Below are 22,045 nucleotides of genomic sequence, written 5' to 3'. Positions count from 1 at the left end.
TTATAAGTATTTTGAATTATCTATTCATTAAAATGAAAAACTTTTTCATATTAAAAGTTAATATAAAAAACAAAGTCAATTTATTGACTCTGCTTTTGATTATTATTTTCTTGTTAAATCAGCTCATTTTCATTCTTTAACTTCAGGAATATCAGTTCCATATTCACGAATATATTTTGTATGGAAATCGATTGTTTGTATCATTTTATCTTCAAATTCTTGAGCTTTATTTCCATAAACTGCTTTTGCAGCGCTAGCGCTTATGTGGAATCTGTCCATATGACTTAATTGACGAATATCAAATGATGTTGTAATGTCACCATTTTCTCTATAACCATGTGTAATTAAATTGTGATTATTACGTTTAAAGAACATGTCTCTTAAAATTCCTTCATAACCATGGAATGCAAACACTATAGGTTTATTAGAAGTGAAAATTGCATCAAATTCTTTATCGCTTAAACCTCTAGGGTCAAGTGAAGGATGTCTTAATTTCATTAAATCTACAACATTAACAAATCTAATTTTTAGGCTTGGATATTCTTTATTAAGAATTGTTACAGCAGCTAAAGCTTCTAAGTTTGGTTCTGTTCCGGCAGCAACAACAACTAATTCTGGTTCTTCGTTTCCTTTTGTAGTTGAAGCTCAGTCAATAACTTTTAGTCCTTTTTCAACTAATTCGGCTGCTTCTTGTTCTGAATAGAATTGTTCTCTAGGTTGTTTTGAAGCTATAATATGGTTAATTACATTTCTTTCTTTTAATGATTTGTCCATTACAGCTAATAAAGTATTTGTATCCGCTGGTAAATATTGACGAATAATTTCAGGAGTTTTATCAGCTAAATGACCAATTAAACCTGGATCTTGGTGTGTATAACCATTGTGATCTTGTTGGAAAGCGGTTGAAGTTGCAATAACGTTTAAAGATGGATAGTCATTTCTTCAATGAACATCTTTTGCTTTTTTAAGTCATTTTAAGTGTTGAGTTAACATTGAATCTACTACTCTTAAAAATGATTCATAACTTGCAAAAACCCCATGTCTTCCAGTTAATACATATCCTTCTAAAAATCCTTCAGCTTGATGTTCAGAAAGTTGTGAATCAATTACACGACCTTCTGGACTTAAGGCTTCATCTAAAATAGGACTAATAGGTTCTAATCATTGACGCTTAGTAACTTTAAATACATTGTATAAACGATTTGATTTAGTTTCATCAGGTCCAAATAGTCTGAAATTATCTTTATTTAATTCCATCATTTTTGCAAAGTATGTTCCTAATTCGACCATGTCTTGATTCACTAATTCACCTGGTTTAGAGAACTTTAAGGCAAAATCTTGTCATCTAGGCATTACTAATTTTTTAGGGTTTAATCCTCCATTAGTAATTGGATTCATACCCATTCTTTGATCACCTTTAGGCGCAATTTGTGCAATTTCGTCTACAAGTTTTCCATTTTTATCGAACAAATTATCAACTTTATATGATTTTAATCAGTCTAATAAAGCGTCAATATGTTCCATATTTGCTGAGTTTACAGGAATAGGAACTTGGTGAGCTCTAAAGCTTCCTACAATTTTGTCTTTATTTCATGAATCAGGTCCAGTTCAACCTTTTGGTGTTCTTAAAACCATCATAGGTCAAATAGGTCTTGTTGCTTGATTAGCAGGTTTTTTTCTTGCTTCGTTCTGAATTGATTGAATTTTTTCTATTACGTAGTCAAGTTTTTGAGCCATAACTTTGTGCATTTCTTTTTCGTCTGATCCCTCAACAAATACAGCTTCTCAACCCATACCTGCAAAATAATCAGTTAATTCTTTATTACTTTTTCTGCATAATATAGTAGGGTTAGAAATTTTTCCTCCGTTTAAATGTAGAATTGGTAAAACTGCACCATCGTTTACAGGGTTGATAAATGAGTTTGAAAATCAACTTGCTGCTAAAGGTCCGGTTTCTGCTTCACCATCTCCAACTATTGTTGCAGCAATTACATTCGGATTATCTAAAATAGCTCCAGTAGCATGTGAAAGAGAATATCCTAATTCACCTCCCTCATGAATTGACCCAGGTGTTTCTGGTGCAGCATGTGAAGCTGTTCCACCAGGGAATGAGAAATATTTAAATAAATGTTTCATTCCAGCTACATCTTGTGTAACATGAGGGAAAAGTTCTGTATATGACCCATCTAAGTAAGAATTTGATGTCATAACTTGACCACCATGCCCTGGTCCTTCGATGTAAAACATGTTTAAGTTATATTTATTAATAACTCTATTTAAGTGTGCATAAGCAAAATTTTGTCCAGGAATTGTTCCTCAATGACCTATAGGATAGACTTTTACGTCATCGCTTGTGATTTTGCTTCTTAGTAAAGGATTATTTCTTAAATACATTTGACCAACAGATAAATAATTAGCTGCTCTAAATCAAGCATCAACTTTATCTAAATAATCTTGTGTATCGAAAGTATTTTTTTTCATTTTTTTTAACTCCAATATTATTATTGTCGCATTTTAAATAGCCAAAATTGGCTAGTTATAATATGCTTTAATATTATATATTTTTTCTAATTTTTTGGAAACAATTGCATAAAAAGAGTAAAAAAATATATAACGGTTATTTAATTACAAGGCAAAGGATTAAATAACGTTATATTTTTTTATTAATTTAAATAATAATGTTTAATTTACTAAACGACCTATATAAGGAAAAGAATTAGTTTATTTATATTTATGATTTATTTTCTACAGTTTAACCAGCTATTTTATGTTTTTATTATGATTTAATATTAAAAGAGTGATGAGATTCGATGGCAAAATATTTTACAAGCGTAGTCAATATTTTTTATACACAACAATGATTAAACTATAGTGTTAGGTATGTAATATATTTAACCGTAAATGGCAAAGATGTTAAATATAATTATTTTTACATTTGTTCCCTAACATATAAATTATATATTATGAAAAAGTAATATCTAAATTTTGAATTTTTAATTAAAAAATCCTAAAAAACGGGCATTTTACCCAAAAAAATAAAAAATATTTTGCTATTATTACTATTATGAAAAAAGCAGAGCAAAAAGATATTGAGCGAATTTTACAAAAAGCTAACGAAAAACCACTTAACAATTTTTTTATTATTGGTGATATAGAATTGTATTGAAAAAAAGGTCATAAGGATACATTTGTTTACTTTTCTGAGCAAGATAATAAGATAAATTCTATATATTTGGTTTATTTTAAAACATTATTGATATACACAACTTCTGAATTAAATTACCAAGACTTATTTAAGCTAAACAGTTTACATGAAATAGTTAATGTTTTATGCTTAGATGACTATACACAAGGACAATTCAAAAATTATTTAGATTTTTCTAAAACAAAATATTACTTAAAAACTGAAGAAGCTTTAGCTTTTAATTATAAAAATTTTACTAGAGAGAATTTTCAATCAAAACCTCTTTTAGTAGAAGATGTAGCAGCTTTTTTAGAATCAAAAAAACAGATTAATGAGTTTAAGATGCTTGGAAATTCATCGGATGATGATTTGAAAAACTATACAGAAAAGTTAAAAAATAATACTTTTATTTCTTATGTGATAAAAAAAGACAACAAAATTATAGCTTCAGCAAGTTCTGATTCATGAAGCGATAAAGTTGCATGTATAACGGGTGTATTTTGCTTAGAAGAATATCGTAAAAATAAGTATGCTAGTGATTGTTTAAAAAATTTAGTTTATCACATAGTTAATAACAAAAAATTAACACCACTTTTATTTACTGATAGTCCTATTGCAAAACAAATGTATTTAAATTTAGGTTTTGAACTTTTAGATAAGTTATACTTATATGTAATGAATCCAAAAAGTAAATAAAGCCTTATTTTTTTTAGTAAAACATGTATTTTTCAAAAAATAGTAAGTTTTTTATGTTATTATTTGTATATCTTAAATTATAAATAAAGGAGAATTTATGAAAAAATTATTATTTGGAGAAAGAGAAGTAACAAGTAACGGTGAAGACATCAAAATTGGTACTAAATTAGACCTAACAGGTGTTTTAGCAGGAAGTTTTACTGAATCTACACCAGAATTTAAAAACGAATACACAGTTTTTACAACATTGCCATCAATTGATACTAGAGTTTGCGACCTACAAATTTTAAGATTAGCTGAAATTTCAAAGGAATATCCTGAATTTAACTATATTTCATATTCATTAGATTTACCAACTGCTCTTGCATCATACATGACTGAACACCCAGTAGGTGAAATTAAAATGTATTCAGATTACTTAACAAAAAGAGTTGCTAATGAAACTCACTTATTAATTAATGAATTACAATTATTTAATAGAAGTGTATTTATTTTAGATAAAGAAAACAAAGTTGTTTATAAACAAATTAATACACAAATCAGAGAAAACATTGATTTTGAAAAATTAACAATAGCAATGGAAAAAATAAGTAATAGTAAAGCAAAATAATATAAGAGCCAATTTAAACAATTGGCTTTTTATTTTCAAAACAGTAAAATTGCTATTTTTTGGTTAAATTTGTGGTAATTACTAAGTTTTTTTATAATAATTTGCTAATTATATATAATATAAATTAAGGAGAATCTATGGAAAACAAATTATTAAGTGTAAGCAATGAAAAATTGCATACACAAAAAAAATATACTTATTCAGCTATTATACTTTCGTTAATGTCAATATTTTTTTCACTAATGCTAATTGTTGCTTATATAGTCATTTTATCTATAACTTTAACTAAAAATCAATTTGATGGTGAAGAATTTTTTAAAAACTTACCATTTTATGCTTTTACTAATATTTTAGTAGTGATATTTGGGCTTTTAGGACTGGTTGCAATTATATTGACTATTTTACTGATTGCTTTTATTTCAAATAAAGAATGTGAATCAATTTTTATTCTTTTAATAGTAGGCTTATTTATTCCGATTGTAGGATTAGTAGGATTAATAAAATTATATAAATTATTAAACTTAACATTAAAACAAAAAGAACAAATGGTTAGTGAACCGATTAATATAGATGATAAAGTAGTTCAAGAATAATACTTTTAAATTATTTATTTTTCTATAAACAAATAAAAAAAGAAAAAGCCAAATGGCTTTTTTTAAATTATTATTTGTTTTTCTTTTCAAGTCTTTTGTTAAATCTATCAACTCTTCCTGTTGCTTTAACTTGAGCTTTGTTACCTGTGTAAATTGGGTGACATCCTGAACAAACGTCTACACTAAATTGTTTTTTTGTTGATCCAAATTTGAATTGTTTTTGACATGTTGAGCAAGTTGCTTCAACTACGAAATATTGTGGGTGTACATTTTTTTTCATATTTATTCCTTTAATACTATTTAGCGTAGTACTCAACGATTAATGCATCTTTAATTTCTACATGCATTTCGTTTCTTTCTGGTAATCTGTCAAATTTAACTGTAAAGTCTTTTCTTGTTAATCATGCTGCAGCTGGTTTATTTGCTAATGCATCTGTAACTTGAACGTTCTTTTGTGTTTTTTCTTTTAGTGTAACGACTGAACCTAATTTAATTGACATTGAAGGAATGTCAGCTTTTTTACCATCAACTAAAAAGTGGTTGTGGTTAACAAGTTGACGTGCTTGTCTTCTTGTTTGAGCAAATCCTGCTCTATAAACTAAGTTGTCTAAACGGCTTTCTAGTACTTGTAATAAGTTTGTACCTGTAATACCTTTTAATTTTGTTGCTTTTACATAAGCTTTTCTTAATTGTTTTTCACTTACTCCAAAAACATATTTAACTTTTTGTTTTTCGTATAAGTGTAAACCATAATCTGATAACTTAACTCTTTTGTTTCCGTGTTGACCTGGTGCGTAAGTTCTTTTCTTTCCTTTTGCAAATTCTTTACCTGTTTCAAGGATTGAGTAACCTAAACGACGAGATTTTTTGAACACTGGGCCTGTATATCTTGCCATAATTTCCTCTTTCTGCATTAAAGGGCTTTTTTCTAAGTAATTAATTTTATTTCAATGCACTCACTTTTACAGCAAAGTTACTTGCAAATCTAAACAAAATAAAATTATTAATAGCTTATAAAAAGCTGCTGCTTATATGCTTTATTATTTTATCAATTATTTTTAAAAAACCTAATCATATCAATGACTTTTTTATTGACTTATTTAACTATACTATAGGCTAATAAATTTTATGGTAAATTTTTCAATTATTTTTTTTATTTTAACGTATTTATAATATTTATGTCGAAATTGATATAATCATATCGAAATTGGAGGAAAAATGAATAATGCTATACTAAATTTAACTAATGAAGAACTAGATAAAGGTTCAAAAAAAGCAACACAAGCATTATTTTTTTCAACAATATTTTTGTTTTCCACAGTTATTTTAGGAGTAGCTTTAGTTGTTTTTATAGTCTTTAATGAAGAATCATCAGAGGCTTTAAAAATTTTAACAATAATAATAAAAAATTTAGTTGTTACAATTTCTCTTTTTTGTATTTTGTTTTATTTAATAATGTCAATTTTTGTAATAAATTTATTAGTTTTTACTAAAAAAGTTGATTTAAGAAAAGACTTTATTTTGTTATTAATTGGATTATTTTTTGTTTTTGTCTTGATAGTAGAATTGATTTTGTTAAAAAGAAATTTTAATAACTTTAAAGATGAAAAATTAGCCAAACCAATATTTACACAAGTAGTTGAAGTTGAAGAAGAAGTTTCTTAAGAATTTAAGGAATTTTTTATTTAATTTTTAGCTTATATATTAAAATAATAAACATATTTAGGGGGTAAAAATGTTTTTAAAACACAACGATGGAACAATAGAAGTCATAACCGGACCAATGTTTTCAGGAAAAAGTGAGGAGTTGCTTAAAAGAATAAACATTTTAAGTATTGCTAAAATTAAAACTTTAATTATAAAACCTGCTTTTGATACAAGATTTAAAGCAACTTCAATAGTGAGTAGAAACGGTTCTGAAATTGAAGCAATTGCAGTAAAAGATTCAAGTGAAATTTTAAAAGCTATTGATAATACATATAAAGCTGTAGCAATTGATGAATTAAACTTTTTTGATGAAGGAATTATACAAGTTGTTCAAGAGTTAAGAACAAGAGGAATCAGAATAATAGTTAGTGGTTTAGATATGGATTTTATGGCACTTCCCTTTGGAGTAGTTCCAGCAATTATGGCTTTAAGTGATGAAGTTTTAAAATTAAAAGCAGTTTGTTTTAAATGTCATTCATCTGCTGCATTTACCTACAGGAAAGTTAAATCCAACGAACAAAATCTTTTAGGCGATAGTGAATATGAAGCAAGATGTTGACATTGTCACCAAAAAGGAATGGCAAGAAGATAAAAAAAATACGGTTTGAATCCGTATTTTTTTTGATCAATTATTTTAATTTAGCAAAGTAATCAACTGTTCTAACTAATTGTGAAACGTATGACATTTCATTGTCATATCATGAAAACATTTTGTAAAGGCTTCCGTCTTTTGTTTTTAGAACTGATGTTAATTCTGGGTCAAATATTGATCCATATGATGAACCAACAATGTCTGATGAAACGATTGGTGCTGTTTCATATTTCATTGATTCATTTGCAGCTTTAGCAAAAGCAGCATTTAATTCTTCAACTGTAGGTTGTTTTTTAAGTTTAACTGTTAAGTCAACTAATGATCCTGTCAATGTTGGCACACGAATTGCTGAACCATCTAATACTCCAGCAGCTTCAGGAATAACTAAACCAATAGCTTTAGCAGCTCCTGTTGATGTAGGAACCATGTTAACTGCAGCAGCTCTAGCTCTACGTAAGTCACGGTGAGGTGCATCTTGTAGTCTTTGGTCTCCTGTGTATGAGTGAATTGTTGTCATGAACCCTGATTCTAAACCAAAGTTATCAACTAAAACTTTAACAACAGGTGCTAAACAGTTTGTTGTACATGAAGCAGCTGAAATAATTTCATCACTTGCTTCTAATGTTTTATGGTTAACGTTATAAACGATTGTTTTAACGTCACTTCCAGCAGGTGCTGAAACAACAACTTTTTTAGCTCCAGCTTTTAAGTGTTTACCAGCTCCTTCTCTTTTACAAAGATCCTGTACATTCTAACACTAATCGAGTCTTAATGCTTTCATGGTAATGCTCAGGTCTTTTTCAGCAATATACTTAATTTCTTTTACGTTTTACATCGATAGAGTTTTCTTTAAGATCTACTTCTACTCCTAATGTTCCAAAAGCTGTATCATATTTTAATAAGTGAGCTAATGTAACTGGGTCTGTTAAATCGTTAACAGCAACAACTTCTAGTTCTTTGTTTTTGTTTCTAATAAACGACGTAGAACTAATCTTCCGATTCTTCCGAATCCATTAATTGCGATTTTTTTCATATAAACCTTTCGATTTTTGTTTATTAATAAATATATTTATTGTGTATAAAATTATACTTTTTAATTATATATGTATATAAAAGTAACGTTCATAAATTTATTTTTTTGAAAAAATATTTTATGGTAACAATTACAATTTAAGACAATTTTATTCGTTTTTTTGACTCATATTGATAGTCTAAAGCGAATAATTGTCCATCAGAACATTCTATTATTGGGACATTTTTAGTTTTTTGATCTGTTGCATAATAGATTTTTATTCTTTTATTATTATTTAAAATGTATGCACCTGGATTTGAACTAAATGCTCTAATTTTGTTGAAATTTGTTTTCATAGAATCTGTATTTAAAAGTAGTGAATCTTCTTTTTCTAATTTTGGTGATAATGTTACTAATTCTTCATTTTGTTCAGTTTCAGTAAAGTTTTTATAATATAGATCCTTAAGTCATTGTGTAATATTTTTTGTTGCAAGTTCTGATATTTTTATAAACATAGAATCAGATGTATCTGTCTTGTTTATAGGGATTTTAGCAACTTTTAGTATTTTTCCTGCGTCCATTTTTTTAGTCATGTAAATTAATGAAATACCAGTTTCGTTGTCACCGTTTAACAAACTATATTGAATAGGTGCAGCGCCTCTGTATTTAGGTAAAAGTGAACCGTGAATGTTAATTGAAGCTATCTTAGGCAATTCTAAAATATTACTTGGTATATACTGGCCAAAAGCTGCAGTTAGCAAAAAATCAAAATCCATTTGGTTTAATTCTTCGTATATTTGGGAAATTTTTTCAGGTTGAAAAAGTGTTATATTATGTTTTTTTGCCAAAATTTTAGTTGGTGTTTCACTAAGAGTGTAACCACGATTATGTGGTTTATCTGGTTGTGAAATAATTCCTACCACTTCAAAATTATTTATCACTTCTTCAAAAATAGGTACTGAAAAAACAGGTGTTCCAGCAAGTAAAATTTTAATTTTTTCTCTCATTATTTACTTTCTCCTATACTCACATCTCTATATATTAAAATTTCTATTGCCTTAAAAAAACGATTAATTTTATTAGGTTCGTTGATATACATTTTTCTATATTTTTTTTCTAATTGTTTAAGAGGGTACTCGCTAGCAAAGAATGTCAATTTTTTATTTTTTAATCGATAATCTAAAATTGAAATTAAAAAGTTGGTAATAAATCATTCTGATCTGGATTCATCTCCTAATCTGTCTAAAAATAAAATGTCAACATTTTTAAGTTTTTCTTCAACTATTTGTGAATAATTATTATTTTCTTTAAAAGTTTTAATCATTGTATTAAAAAGATGTGGCGTTTCTAAAAGCACTACACTAAACCCGTTTATGGCAGCTTTTTTAGCTAAAGAATTTAAAATATATGATTTTCCGGAATAAGCACTACCACTTATATAGATACTCTTTATAGTTGGAATATTTTTATAATTTTGTAAATATGACAAAAAAACATCATTAATATAATTAAAAATAGTCTTTTTTTGAGCAGTATTGTGAATAAAATCAATATCTGCCTTCATGTCTAATTTTCAAAGATCTTTTAACCATAATTGACTTTTTATTTTTTCTTGTAAGCCGATTTCGTTGTCATTATAAATAAAATTAAATTCGATTTTCTTTGTTTGTTCATTACGAGCAAAAACCAAGATTTGCGCTTGGTTTCGAAATAAATGAATGCTTTTATATGATTCAAAAAATTTGAAAAAATTATCTGCTATTTCTTGGTCAGTAATATTGCTTTTATTTAATAAATAAGAAAATTTTTGCACTGATCTCATTTTTAATATTGTTTCTTTTACGTGATCTTCAAAGGGTAATTCTTCATTAAATGTTATAAATTTATTTAAATTTTTATTGATCATTTCTTAATCCTTCAAGATAAGAAATTTTTAGTAAATATTTCTTTTTAAAAGCAGAAGCTGAATATCCGTTTTCAAATTTATTGTCTAAATAAGCTTCACAATCTTCTAAATTATCAATTTTTCTGTTTGCTATTTCATTAACTAATGAATCAGTATGTCTTAAAGAAAGACGGTCATTGATATAAAAACTTAATAAAAGAACAATATTAACCATTTGTTGATTTAATAATTTACACTCTCATAGTTCAATTTTTTCTTTTTCTTCATCAGTTGCATCTCTTTTAAGTAATTGCACAAAAAAACTAGGTGAACTTAATTTTAAAGCAGCTTCGTATAAATTAGTGTATTCATTATTTTCTAAGTTTAAAGTGTTTTGAAATTTTACACTTTTCATCATTGCGTTTTCTTCTTCTTTTGATTTAAGCTGTTTTCCAGCTTCGATAAATAATTTAGTTAAGGCATTTTCTGCATTTTTATCTTCTTGAATATCAAAAACATCAAAGTAATTAGCAGAAATCTCTTCATAGTATTTTCTATTTTTTTGAACAATAAGATTGCCTACTAAACGATTATAGTTTTGTGTACCTATTTTATTTTTTAAATGAACACTTAATAACGGATTTTTCTTAAATGTTTCATTATTTAAAGGTTTTTGCAGCACAAAAACGGTTTTAGCTTCTTCATCATTTTGATATGTATTTAATAACGATACAGATTCCAATAAGATTCTTGCTTTTTCTACTTCTTGGCTTGACATCCCTAAATATAAAGATAAAGAAGTTAAGTCATAAGGCGAAATATATCTAGTTACATTACTTGATAAATCTTTTAAATATTCATATAAAACAATTGTATTTGAACCTAAAAAAGGAAGATAAAACTTACGTAAGTTACTCAAATCTTCGTTATTGATTAAATTATCTTTTTCAATTATAAAAAATGGGTATCTTACTATCTTGTTCATCAGTTATTCTCCTTGTTTGTTGCGTTTAATAATATTTTATAAATAATGTTTAATATGCCTAAAAAAAAGATCATTTTCTTGTATAGTTTTTACATTTTCATAGGAGATATTAACAATAGGTATAGCGTTAAAAAGCTCATTTTTGTTTAAAAAAGTATGGTTTTTTTGATTTAATTCATCATAGAGTGAGTTATTAACATTTCGAAATTTTAAATTTTGCTCTCTTTTTTCTTCTGAAATTACCACTTTTATAATTGCTTTAAAAAATGTGCTAAAATCTCAATTTAAACTTTGCAAAACAGGTATTTCTACAAAGTCATATGAATTGTTTTGTAAATGCCTATAAACATGTGGAAAAACGATATTTTCTAGTTTATAAATATTGTTTTTATCTGTCTTTAATCATGCAATAATTTCTTCTTTTAAGTGTTTTGTTTTTTTATTTATTAAATTATTTATTTGTTCAATAAAAAATTCTTTTTCATAAAGCTCATGTACAAAGACATCACATGAAAAAGTTTTGTATCCTAATTTATTTAAATTATGTAAAAGTAGACTTTTTCCAGCAGCTACTTGTCCAATAATTGCTATCATTTTATACTTTCTAATCTTGCTAGAACATTTTCTAAACCTAGTTCTAAAAATAAATCTTTTGCTTGTTGATAATTAATGTTTAAAAAATAATTTTCTAAATTTAAGTCTAGTTCTTCAACATCATAGTTTAATTTTGCTAAGTCATAGCAAAGTTTTGACATTTCTTGTGATTCAACCAGTTTTTTTTGTACAGTTGTGGAATGTTTGTCTAAATTATTGTAAATATTTTGTCAAGTTCCAAATTCTTTTAATAGTTTTATAGCACCAATTTTACCAATTCCCTTAACACCTGGCAAATTATCGCTATTATCGCCATTAATGGCTTTATAGTCAGGAATTTGATTTGGTTTAATTAGATATTTTTCTTCAAAATTATCTTTAGTAATTTTAGAATATTGGTTAGAAAAAGTGTCTCTATATAATATAGATATATCATCATTTACAAGTTGTAATAAATCTTGATCTTTTGAAAAAATTATTTTTTCTACATCTTGTATTTTACTCAAAGTAGCAATTAAGTCATCTGCTTCTGCGCCATTAATTTCACTTGAAGGGATATTAAGTTTTGATAATAATTCTTTAGTATAGTGAAATTGTTCAAAAATAATTTCAGGTGCTTTTCTTCTTCCTGCTTTATATTCTGGATAGATTAAATGTCTATTAGTTTTTTCTTTAGCATCAAAAGCTATAAAAATATATTTGGGCTTAACACTATTTAATAAATTGTAAAGTGTTCTAAAAAATTGGTAAATTCCATTTGTTGTAATGCCACTTTGTGACTGCATTACATACGAATTGTTAGGGTTATATGTCGCATAAAAAGATTGAAAAAGCATCAAGTTTCCATCGATTAGTAAAAATTTATCTTTCATTAAATTGCCTCTCATTCTTTTATGTAAAATTTGTTTTTTAAACTTCTATATAATTTTACTTTTATTGGTCTATTTTTTGGTGCATCAATATAGTTACCTTGTTCTGATTTACTTATGAATAAGCTAACTTGATCACTTGAGTCACTTAAATATAAAGTGCAATAATTGTTCTGTGGCATACAGATAAATTTATCAATTACTACAGCAATTTTGCGCTCTATTTCAGCTGGAAAATTAAATAACTTGATTTCGTTTTCGTATTCGCTAGTTAAAAAAGCATTGTATTTATTTCCTAGTAATTCTAGTTCATAATCGGCTTCTAAATCGATTTCACGATCACTTAAAATTAGTTTTTGATCACTTAGATCATTACTCTTTATAAATTCTAATAGTTCTTGATCATAGTTGGTTTCATCAATTTTTTGCCTTGTCATTTTTAATTTAAATGTTTCAAAATAATTTTTAGCAAGCGATAGAGAATTTAATAAAGCAGCGCAGTTTCCAAATATTCTTAAGGTGTTAGATTTAATTAATAATAATAAAATAGCTTCTCCCACTCCTGCAAGTCTAAGTCTTAAATATGTTTCAAAAAATGAATTAAAAACTCCATTTTTATCTCTTTGTTCAAGAATTTTACTTAAAGCTGCTCCACCTACTCCTTTTATCATATTGATAGGTAAAAATAATATTCCACCTGATACTACAACATAATTTTTAGAACGGTTTATATCTGGACTAGCAACTGGTAAATTTATCTTTTTTGTTTCTTTAACATACTTGTTTATAGTTAAATGCGTACCATTTGCACTAGTGATTAAAGCACGATAAAAAACATTTTTATAGTTTGTTTTATAATATGCCATTTTATAGGTTAAATATGCATAAGCAACTGCATGTGATTTATTAAAACCATAATCAGCAAACATTTCAATACGTTTATATATTTTTTCTAAAACATTTAATTCAATATTGTTTTTTAAACCATTTTGAATAAATTCTTTTTTACCAGAATGAATTAAATTTTCGTCTTTTTTAGAAATAGCTCTTCTTAATAAATCCGCTTGAGAAAAAGACATATTTGAAACTTTTTGTACAATTTGCATTATTTGTTCTTGATAAACTATAACTCCAAATGTTTCTTTTACAATTTCATCGTAAAGGGGATGAATTTTTTCGATTAATTTAGAATCTTTTTTACCTTTGGCATAGTCATTTATGAATTGCATTGGTCCAGGTCTAAATAAAGAAATTATTGCAACTAAATCATTAAATGAATCAATTTCAACTTTTTTAATAGCGCTTTTCATACCTGGACTTTCTAGTTGAAAAATTCCTTCGGTTAATCCTTCGTTTAATATTCTAAATGTATCATTGTTGTTCAAAATTGAGGGATTATTTTTAAGTAAAAAGTCAAATTTATATTCTTCTGGAATAACACTTTCTATATCACGAATGATACTTAATGTTTTTAATCCTAAAAAATCTATTTTCAATAAACCATATTTTTCTAAGTTATTTAAAGTTAATTGTACTTGTGCCATGTTAGCTGTATTTGCGTGTGTAGGAGCAATATTGGTAATTTCTCGATCACAAATAATAATTCCTGCTGGATGCATTCCTTGTTGTCTTGGTAGGCCTTCAATTTGTAAAGCTAGCTCTAAAAGTTCTGGCAATTCTTCAATTTCGGCTTTAAAACTTCGATTAGATTTAGAAGCTGTTTTTAAATCTTCATTCAAGTCAATGGATTTAGAAATACTATCAACTTTTTTTAGTGGTATATTTAAATAACGACCTATATCTCTTATAGCCATTTTTGCGCCAATTGATTGAAAAGTTGAAATAAACGCAGTGTTTTGATACCCATATTTTTCTACTATATATTGAGCGATTTCATCACGTCTATCATCTTGAATATCAATATCAATATCTGGTAAACTAACTCTTTGAATATTTAAAAATCTTTCAAAAAGTAAATTGTATTTTAAAGGATTTATTTGAGTAATTTCAAGTAAAAATGAAATTAAAGAACCAGCAGCTGAGCCTCTTCCAGGCCCTACATAAATTCCGTTTTTTCTTGCATAACTTAAAACATCATTAATAATTAAAAAATAATTGACAAAACCTAATTTTTTAATTGTTTCAAATTCAAAATTTAAACGTTCTAAAACAAAAGTTTTATCAAAAGAAGCAAATTCATTTTCTAATTTTTTTAGTGAATTTAAACATAACATATATAAATATTGATCATTTTCAATATCTGTTTTAAATTGAGCTAATTTTAAAGAATTATCTGGTATTTTTATATCAATAGATTCAACAAGTTTCTTTATGTTTTGTAATACTAAAATATTTACATCTTTAAAGTCATTGTCATTAAAATAATCTTCATATTCAAAATCATAAACTTTATTATTTCCAGTGCTTTGTAATGCTTTAAGAGCTTGATTTTGGTTTTTTAATAGAACTTTTTTGACTGGAGCATAGATTGTTTGGTCATTTAATAATTTTTTTGAATTAAATCAAAAATTATTTTTAAAAGGAATTTCTATTCCTTTTGCCACAAATCCGTTTGTTAAATGATCAATAATAATTAAGTTATTTGAATTAAATAAATCGATATTTAATTCAATATTTTTTGATACTTCAAAAGCTATTTTATTTAACAAAACATACCCATCATAATTTTTAGCAAAGACCATAAAACTTACATTTTTTTGTTCAATTTCAATTCCTATTAATGGTTTAATTTGATATTGTTTTGATAAATTTAGAAACTCTCCTAACGCAAACATATTATTGATATCTGTCATTGATAAAGCTGAAATATTTTTCTGTTTTGCCAATTCAAAAAGTTCAGTTAATTTAATTGTTGAATTTAAAAAAGAGTATTCTGTATTAGTATGTAAATAGTATGTTTTCATGATTGCTCCTAAATATATTTATAATTATAAAGGACAATATTTTTTTTGGTTTAAAAGACTTGTTTATTTACTAAAAGTGAAAATTTAATTACCAATTTTTTGTTGGTTTTTAGTTTTTTCTATTAAAATATATTTAATATTGCTAATAAATAATATAAGGAGTTATATGAAAAAAATTAAAGCATTAAAAATTGCTACTTTAGCACTTTTGGCTACACCTTTAATAGTGGCTTCATGTCAATCAAATAATCAAGTAACAATTAAAAATGAAAGCGACAGACTTTCACACGAAAAAATTTTAGAAATAAACAATACTATTAAAAATATAAAAAATGACTTGTTTGATATTCATTTATGAAATGAAGGAAAAAATAGTTTTCTAAAAGATATTTTTGCTAAAGTGACTGGTTCTGATTTAAACAAAAAACAAATTGTACCAAATTCATTATTAAGAACTTATCAACTTTTAAAAAGTTCAGTTGATCAACAAGAATGGAATGATTCATTAGGTGAACTTGAACAAAATTTTGAAGAAAAATTAGTATTTCAATTAAATCATGCTCTTGGAGTAATTAAAGAAGCTATTGATGAAAGTTCTGAATGATCAGAAAATTTAAAAGGTTTAAATGAATTGAATTCAAACCTTGAAAAGGGAATTCTAAATGAAAATAAAAAATGACAAGATGAAATAAAAAAAGTTAAAAACTTTACTATTGGACATATTTTTAATAAAGTATATTTTGAAGGTACACAAAAAAATCGTTTAAATGCAAGTAACGAAATACCTGATGTAGGTCATGGAAAAGATGAGCATGCTCATGTACTTGGAAATATTATTATTGATATCAATATTTTAATAAAAAATATTTTATTTACCTTGGATATAGCAAAATATGAAAAAATCATTGAAACTAAAAACTTTAAAAACAAAGAAGAAGTAAAGAAAAATTTAATTCAATTTAAAAACGAAATCGCTGAATTTAAAAAATGATTTGATGCTACTTCTAAAGAATTTTTTAACAGTGTAGCTCAAGAATTTAGCAAACGTTATGAACTTGTTATAAAACAAATTCAAGATTTAGCAAGTATTAGAAAAGTAAGTTTAGATTAAAATGCAGGGATTCCTGCATTTTTTATAAACCTTGTCCATGCGTATGAAACGATAAAACAAATATACTAAATATAATTCCTATTAAAAGTCAAACAATTGTAATGTATCATTTTTTCTTATCCATGTTATTGTGATAAAACTCTGGGAAAAATTCAACCAATGAAGTAAAGATAAATATTCCTCCAATGCTTGATTGCATTAATGCTCTTATTCATCAGTGTTCATTTATTGAAGAACCAAAATAAATACCAAACATCATAAATGGGAAAAATAGCAATAAAAATAAAATTGATAAAGCTAAAGATTTTCATTTGCTAAATCCTGAATCTCTTAAACGGTAGTAAAAAATCATTTCTTCAGGTATTAAGTGCAAAATAAGCGAAATAATAAAAGCAATTGTTAGTCCACTTGATTTATCTTCAAAAATTAAATTAAGGTTATAACCAAGAATAAATCCTTCAGGAATTCTATGGGTTAAAATTAATAATAAGGCAATTATTTTTAATTTACTTTCAGTTTTTTTTGTTAAAGCATTTTCTGCTGATTCTATAGAGTCATCTCTGTTAAAAATATGATCAGCATGTTCATGGGTGTGATGAGAATCAGTTCCTAGATCATGTTCATGCACAAAAATTGAAGTTTTTTTATTCATTAAAAGTTTTTTATGTATTTTATAAGAAATAAAAAACTTGACACAATAAGCAAAAATTAATCCCATTAATGCACCACCAGCAACTACTCCGATGTTAACTAAATAAATTTTATTAGTATTGTTTGCTCCAAAAGTTTTAGCAGAAAATATAGATGATATTTCAAGAGCTTCACGCATAAAACCAAAAAGCGCTAAAACTGTGAAAAAACCTGTGCTAAAGGCATATAAGTAAATTTTGTTTTTAGCAGATAGTTTACTTTTTAGTAATGGAAATGCAATAGCAATGGCAACTGGAATAGTAATTATTATTAAAAGAAAAACTAAAACTAGCAAAAATTTTGCTAGATTATCGTTATTTAAAATGTATTTTATTTCTTGAATAGACATATTACTCTATTATATCAATATTATGGAAAACTTCTTGCACATCGTCATCGTCTTCTAACTTATTGATAAAATCAAGTAATTTTGCTTGTTTTTCTGGGGTAACTTCTGTATAAGTATTTGGAATATAAGTTACTTCGCATTGAATAAAAGTTGTAACTCCTAAAGTCTCTTCAATAGCATTTTTTACATCGCTAAATGCATCAGGTTGACATAAAACAACAAAACTGTTTTCTTCAACTTCAATATCATCAGCACCGTTTTCTATAGCCACTAACATTAATGATTCTTCGTCAATTAATTCTTTAGAGATTTCAATAATTCCTTTTTTATCAAAACAAAATGGAGTTTGACCTGTTTTTCCTAATGCAGCGTTTTGCTTATTAAAATAAGCTGTAATATTTGAAGTTACTCTGTTGAAATTATCACTTAAAGTTACAACCATAAACGTAACTCCGCCTGGTACTGTTGCGTTAAATACTATTTCAGTAAAAGCAGATGAGTTTTTATCACCTTTTGCTTTATTTAAAGCTCTTTCGATATTGTCTTTAGGCATATTTTTTGCTTTTGCTTTTGCTATTGCCAATTTTAAAGCAGGGTTTGTTTCTATATCAGCTCCACCTTGTCCAGTAGCAGCAACGTATATTTCTTTACTTAATTTTTGAAATATTTTTCCTCTTGCAGCATCTTGTGCGTTTTTTCTATGTGCAATATTTGCCGAGTGTGAATGTCCAGCCATTTTTTCTCCTAATCTATTTTATCAACATCAAGCGGTTGATAAGCACCATCTCTTTTGTGTTGAGAAATTTTGTGCATTTTTTCTATTTTACTAATAGTTGTAGATGATAATGTTTTTTTTATTAATTTTTGATCTTCAATGTGATCTAAGTAAAAATCTAAATCTTTGTAACTAAATCCTAATTCAGCTTCATCGCTTTGATTTTCTCATAAACCGGCACTAGGTTTTTTTTCCAAAATTTCGTTTGGTACATTTAAAAGTGAAGCTAAAAATCTTACTTCTTGTTTGGTTAAGTGACAAATAGGTAAAATATCAACTCCTCCATCGCCATATTTAGTAAAGTAACCGATAAAAAATTCATCTTTATTATCAGTTCCTAAAACTAGTGAATTATTTTCTTGTGCAATTGCATATAAAGTTGTCATTCTTAATCTTGGCATAATATTAGCAATAGCAAGTGAATTTTTTACATTAATTGCCTTATTTATAGCCAAATTAGTTTCTTGCAAGTTAACACTAATAAAATTCATTTCTAGGTTCTTTTCTAATTTTTTGATATGCTCTAAGTCATGTGACATGTCATTAATAGGCATAATAACACCTATAAAATTTTGACCTAAAGCTTTTTTAGCAAGAGCCGCTACTAGTGTAGAATCAATTCCGCCACTGATACCAACTACAGCCCCATTTAAATTTGCACTTTTAACTTTATCTTTTATGAAATTTACTAAATAATTTATATATTTATTAGCAACATTTTCATCAAAAAAAGCTTTACCATTAACGTATTTTGTTATTTTTTCCACATTATCTCCTAATGTTTTTAATTATAATTTAAATTAAATATTTACATACATTATTTTTAAAATTTTATAAAATAAAGCATATGAAAAATACAACTAATTTTGAAGCAATAATTGTAGGTGGAGGGCATGCTGGAATTGAAGCTGCTTTTGCACTTGCACATAAAGGACACAAGAGCGCTTTGTTCAGTTTTGATCTAAAAAATTTAGGAATGATGCCTTGTAATCCTTCAATAGGAGGTCCAGCAAAAGGAATAATTACTCGTGAAATCGATGCTCTTGGAGGAATGCAAGGTTATTTTGCTGATTTAGCAATGATACAAATCAAAATGTTAAATGAATCAAAAGGACCAGCAGTAAGGGCGATTAGAGCACAAATTGATAAAGAAAAATACTCACAAATAATTTTAAAAAAAGCTAAGGAAACTGAAAATTTAACTTTAGTAGAAAAATCTGTTGTTGAAATTTTAACAGATCAAAATAATCAAGTAATCGGAATAAAAACAGAAGATGGGGAAGAATATTTTGCAAAAGTCGTTGTTATAACAACAGGTACATATATGTCATCAAGGATAATAAGAGGTTCTGAAATAACTTATTCAGGACCTGATGGACAAAAAACTACAAATTTATTAAGCGAATCTCTTAAAAAAATCGGTTTTGATTTACAAAGACTAAAAACAGGAACTCCACCAAGAGTTTTTGCTGACAGTATTGACTTTAGTAAAGTTGAAAAAGAAAAATTAGATGATAGTGCACTGTGTTTTTCTAGTCGTTCAGGTGTCAAATTACCAAACCAAATTTCTTGTTATTTGACTTATACAAATGAAAAAACACATAAAATTATTGAAAAAAATATTTCTCTATCTGGAATGTATTCAGGTTTAATTGAAGGTGTTGGTCCTAGATATTGTCCAAGTATTGAAGATAAAATAATGCGTTTTAGAGATAAAACTCGTCACCAAATATTTTTTGAACCAGAAACAAATGATGGAAAAATAATTTACGTTAATGGTTTTTCAAGTTCTATGCCTATTGAAGTTCAAAAAGAAATGATAAAAACTATCCCTGGTTTAGAAAATGCTAAAGTTCAAAAATGGGCATATGCAATTGAATATGATGCACTTAATCCTTTAGATTTATTGCCAACATTAGAAACTAAAAAAGTTAAGAATTTATTTAGCGCTGGACAAATAAATGGAACCAGTGGTTATGAAGAAGCTGCTGCACAAGGTCTTATTGCGGGAATAAATGCCGCTTTATATTTAGAAAATAAAGAACAGATTATTTTAAAAAGACATGAAGCATATATTGGTGTTTTAATAGATGACTTAGTTACAAAAGGGACTAAAGAACCTTATAGAATGTTAACATCAAGAGCTGAATATAGATTACTTTTAAGAAACGATAATAGTGATTTGAGATTATCTAAATATGGCTATGACATAGGGTTAATCAAAAAAAGTGATTATGATTTTATAGTTGATAAATACAATAAAATTGAACAAAAAATTGAAGAATTAAACAATACTTTTATTTCTTCAAAAGACCCTTTAGCTATTAAGTATGGTATTACAAATGGAGTATCTTTAATCAAAGTCATTTCTCGACCAGAAGTGGATGCAAGTGATTTTTTAGGCGATTTTGAATTTAAAAATGATTTAGTTGTTGCTGTTAGATTAGATGGATATATTAAAAAACAAAAAATGGATGCAGCTAAAATGTTGAGATTAGAAAACTTAAAAATACCAAAAGATGTTGATTTTAATTTAATTCCTAACATAGCTACTGAAGCAAAACAAAAACTAATAAAAATAAATCCTTTAACAATAGGACAAGCTTCAAGAATTAGCGGAATAAATCCAGCAGACATTCAAATGATTTTATTTTATCTAAACACAAGGAAAAAAAGTGAAAATTAATTTAATAAGTGTTGGAAGTTTAGAAAAAAAGTTTCTAGATTTATATAATTCTTATATTTCAAAATTACCTTCTAATGTAAATTTAAACGTAATAGAAATTAAAGAAAGAAAAGATAATAATACACAATTAAAAAAAGAAAAAGAAACAGAATTGATTCTTGAAAGAATTCCCAAAAACTCTACAGTATACTTATTTTCATTAAAAGGTAAGTTTTATGATAGTGTAAAATTTTCTTCATTTTTAAATGAAGATAATATTACATTTATTATTGGTGGAAGTGATGGTGTTATAGAAGAAAAATTCAATTTTGCTACAAAAATAAAAGTCAGTGACTTTACATTCCCACATCAACTTTTTAAAGTTTTAGTTGCAGAACAAATTTATCGTGGTTTTAGTATAATAAATAACAAAAAGTACCATAAATAAGTAAAATAAGTAAAAAAATAATAATTTTTTAATAGTAAGTAAACAAGATATTTGTTTATTTTTTTTATAAATATATATATACTTTAAATTATGAAAAGAAAACCTCCTGCGTTACCTAGTACAAAAACATGAAGCATTTTTTCTAGATGAACAATTAGAAAAATAGTTTTTGTTGCAATTTTAGTTGCTATTGCTGTTGTTTTTACAATAATTGGAAATCAACTTTTACCTATAGTTTCAATACCAACTATTAAAATAAGTTTTATTGGTTTACCTGTAAAAATAACTGGATTTATTTTTGGACCTATTATAGGATTTTTTGTTGGGTTATTAAGTGATTTATTATCAATGCTCTT

21 protein-coding genes and 1 pseudogene are annotated in these 22,045 nt (G+C 26.3%); 9 read left to right on the top strand and 13 right to left on the bottom strand.

What is annotated here, in order from left to right:
* Positions 1-102: 102 nt before the first annotated feature.
* A complete protein-coding gene (locus MALL_RS02380; protein ID WP_005683639.1) occupies positions 103-2,481 on the bottom strand; it encodes a phosphoketolase family protein in 2,379 nt (792 codons plus the stop codon).
* A gap of 583 nt (positions 2,482-3,064) precedes the next feature.
* Between MALL_RS02380 and MALL_RS02375 the strand changes: the two genes are divergently transcribed.
* The 3 genes from MALL_RS02375 to MALL_RS02365 all read left to right on the top strand — a co-directional run bounded on the left by MALL_RS02375 (position 3,065) and on the right by MALL_RS02365 (position 5,083).
* A complete protein-coding gene (locus MALL_RS02375; RefSeq protein ID WP_005683653.1) occupies positions 3,065-3,880 on the top strand; it encodes a GNAT family N-acetyltransferase in 816 nt (271 codons plus the stop codon).
* A gap of 97 nt (positions 3,881-3,977) precedes the next feature.
* Positions 3,978-4,490 (top strand): redoxin domain-containing protein, encoded by a 513-nt coding sequence (locus tag MALL_RS02370; protein WP_005683656.1) that lies wholly within the window; start codon positions 3,978-3,980, stop codon positions 4,488-4,490.
* A 137-nt stretch (positions 4,491-4,627) separates the two neighbouring features.
* On the top strand, positions 4,628-5,083 hold the full coding sequence (locus tag MALL_RS02365) for a hypothetical protein (protein WP_005683619.1): 456 nt from the start codon (positions 4,628-4,630) through the stop codon (positions 5,081-5,083).
* 70 nt (positions 5,084-5,153) lie between these two features.
* On the opposite strand, the gene rpmE is transcribed toward MALL_RS02365, so the two are convergent.
* Together rpmE and rpsD are read right to left on the bottom strand one after the other, a co-directional pair.
* The gene (rpmE, locus tag MALL_RS02360) at positions 5,154-5,363 is read right to left on the bottom strand and encodes a 50S ribosomal protein L31 (protein ID WP_005683638.1); all 210 of its coding nucleotides are present in this window, start codon (positions 5,361-5,363) and stop codon (positions 5,154-5,156) included.
* A 16-nt stretch (positions 5,364-5,379) separates the two neighbouring features.
* Positions 5,380-5,979, bottom strand: a complete 600-nt coding sequence (rpsD, locus tag MALL_RS02355; RefSeq protein ID WP_005683637.1) for a 30S ribosomal protein S4 — start codon at positions 5,977-5,979, stop codon at positions 5,380-5,382.
* Between the two features lie 322 nt (positions 5,980-6,301).
* Between rpsD and MALL_RS02350 the strand changes: the two genes are divergently transcribed.
* Positions 6,302-6,748 carry a hypothetical protein gene (locus MALL_RS02350; RefSeq protein WP_005683657.1) on the top strand — a complete coding sequence of 149 codons (447 nt, stop codon included), beginning with the start codon at positions 6,302-6,304 and terminating at the stop codon, positions 6,746-6,748.
* A 70-nt stretch (positions 6,749-6,818) separates the two neighbouring features.
* A complete protein-coding gene (locus MALL_RS02345; protein ID WP_005683617.1) occupies positions 6,819-7,382 on the top strand; it encodes a thymidine kinase in 564 nt (187 codons plus the stop codon).
* 37 nt (positions 7,383-7,419) lie between these two features.
* Here MALL_RS02345 and gap read toward each other — a convergent pair.
* From gap to dnaE, 7 genes and pseudogenes are all read right to left on the bottom strand, one after another.
* A pseudogene (gene gap, locus MALL_RS04345) lies at positions 7,420-8,415 on the bottom strand (type I glyceraldehyde-3-phosphate dehydrogenase).
* A 137-nt stretch (positions 8,416-8,552) separates the two neighbouring features.
* Entirely contained in the window at positions 8,553-9,401 is an 849-nt protein-coding gene (gene fmt, locus MALL_RS02330; protein WP_005683633.1) for a methionyl-tRNA formyltransferase, read from the bottom strand.
* Positions 9,401-10,300 (bottom strand): ATP-binding protein, encoded by a 900-nt coding sequence (locus MALL_RS02325; protein WP_005683628.1) that lies wholly within the window; start codon positions 10,298-10,300, stop codon positions 9,401-9,403. The genes fmt and MALL_RS02325 overlap by 1 nt, the downstream gene beginning before the upstream one ends.
* Complete coding sequence (locus MALL_RS02320; RefSeq protein ID WP_005683647.1) at positions 10,290-11,264, bottom strand: hypothetical protein; 975 nt, start codon at positions 11,262-11,264, stop codon at positions 10,290-10,292. Before MALL_RS02320 ends, MALL_RS02325 begins: the two co-directional genes overlap by 11 nt.
* A 36-nt stretch (positions 11,265-11,300) precedes the next feature.
* The gene (locus MALL_RS04280) at positions 11,301-11,858 is read right to left on the bottom strand and encodes a nucleoside/nucleotide kinase family protein (protein WP_005683611.1); all 558 of its coding nucleotides are present in this window, start codon (positions 11,856-11,858) and stop codon (positions 11,301-11,303) included.
* On the bottom strand, positions 11,852-12,730 hold the full coding sequence (locus MALL_RS02310) for a 5'-3' exonuclease (protein WP_005683640.1): 879 nt from the start codon (positions 12,728-12,730) through the stop codon (positions 11,852-11,854). Before MALL_RS02310 ends, MALL_RS04280 begins: the two co-directional genes overlap by 7 nt.
* Positions 12,730-15,651, bottom strand: a complete 2,922-nt coding sequence (gene dnaE / locus MALL_RS02305; RefSeq protein WP_005683614.1) for a DNA polymerase III subunit alpha — start codon at positions 15,649-15,651, stop codon at positions 12,730-12,732. The genes MALL_RS02310 and dnaE overlap by 1 nt, the downstream gene beginning before the upstream one ends.
* Before the next feature lie 166 nt (positions 15,652-15,817).
* Between dnaE and MALL_RS02300 the strand changes: the two genes are divergently transcribed.
* Positions 15,818-16,762: a hypothetical protein gene (locus MALL_RS02300; protein ID WP_005683655.1), complete on the top strand. Its 945-nt coding sequence runs from the start codon at positions 15,818-15,820 to the stop codon at positions 16,760-16,762.
* A gap of 22 nt (positions 16,763-16,784) precedes the next feature.
* Here MALL_RS02300 and MALL_RS02295 read toward each other — a convergent pair whose 3' ends face one another.
* Genes MALL_RS02295 through MALL_RS02285 form a run of 3 tightly spaced genes read right to left on the bottom strand, consistent with a single transcriptional unit; the run spans position 16,785 to position 19,343 of the window.
* Positions 16,785-17,801: a ZIP family metal transporter gene (locus MALL_RS02295; RefSeq protein ID WP_005683631.1), complete on the bottom strand. Its 1,017-nt coding sequence runs from the start codon at positions 17,799-17,801 to the stop codon at positions 16,785-16,787.
* Position 17,802: 1 nt separating this feature from the next.
* Positions 17,803-18,537: a YebC/PmpR family DNA-binding transcriptional regulator gene (locus MALL_RS02290; protein ID WP_005683615.1), complete on the bottom strand. Its 735-nt coding sequence runs from the start codon at positions 18,535-18,537 to the stop codon at positions 17,803-17,805.
* Between the two features lie 8 nt (positions 18,538-18,545).
* Positions 18,546-19,343 (bottom strand): NAD+ synthase, encoded by a 798-nt coding sequence (locus MALL_RS02285; protein WP_005683629.1) that lies wholly within the window; start codon positions 19,341-19,343, stop codon positions 18,546-18,548.
* Between the two features lie 80 nt (positions 19,344-19,423).
* On the opposite strand from MALL_RS02285, the gene mnmG reads away from it, so the two are divergent.
* The 3 genes from mnmG to MALL_RS04340 all read left to right on the top strand — a co-directional run.
* The gene (mnmG, locus tag MALL_RS02280) at positions 19,424-21,262 is read left to right on the top strand and encodes a tRNA uridine-5-carboxymethylaminomethyl(34) synthesis enzyme MnmG (RefSeq protein WP_005683642.1); all 1,839 of its coding nucleotides are present in this window, start codon (positions 19,424-19,426) and stop codon (positions 21,260-21,262) included.
* Positions 21,252-21,689, top strand: coding sequence for a 23S rRNA (pseudouridine(1915)-N(3))-methyltransferase RlmH (locus MALL_RS02275; protein WP_005683651.1), 438 nt, complete (start codon positions 21,252-21,254; stop codon positions 21,687-21,689). Before mnmG ends, MALL_RS02275 begins: the two co-directional genes overlap by 11 nt.
* A 90-nt stretch (positions 21,690-21,779) precedes the next feature.
* Positions 21,780-22,045: ECF transporter S component (locus tag MALL_RS04340; RefSeq protein ID WP_005683635.1), on the top strand; the 266-nt coding region annotated here is incomplete at its 3' end.

Source organism: Mycoplasmopsis alligatoris A21JP2 (assembly GCF_000178375.1).
Taxonomy (GTDB): domain Bacteria; phylum Bacillota_I; class Bacilli_A; order Mycoplasmatales; family Metamycoplasmataceae; genus Mycoplasmopsis; species Mycoplasmopsis alligatoris.
This window is presented reverse-complemented; position numbering and strand designations above follow the sequence as displayed.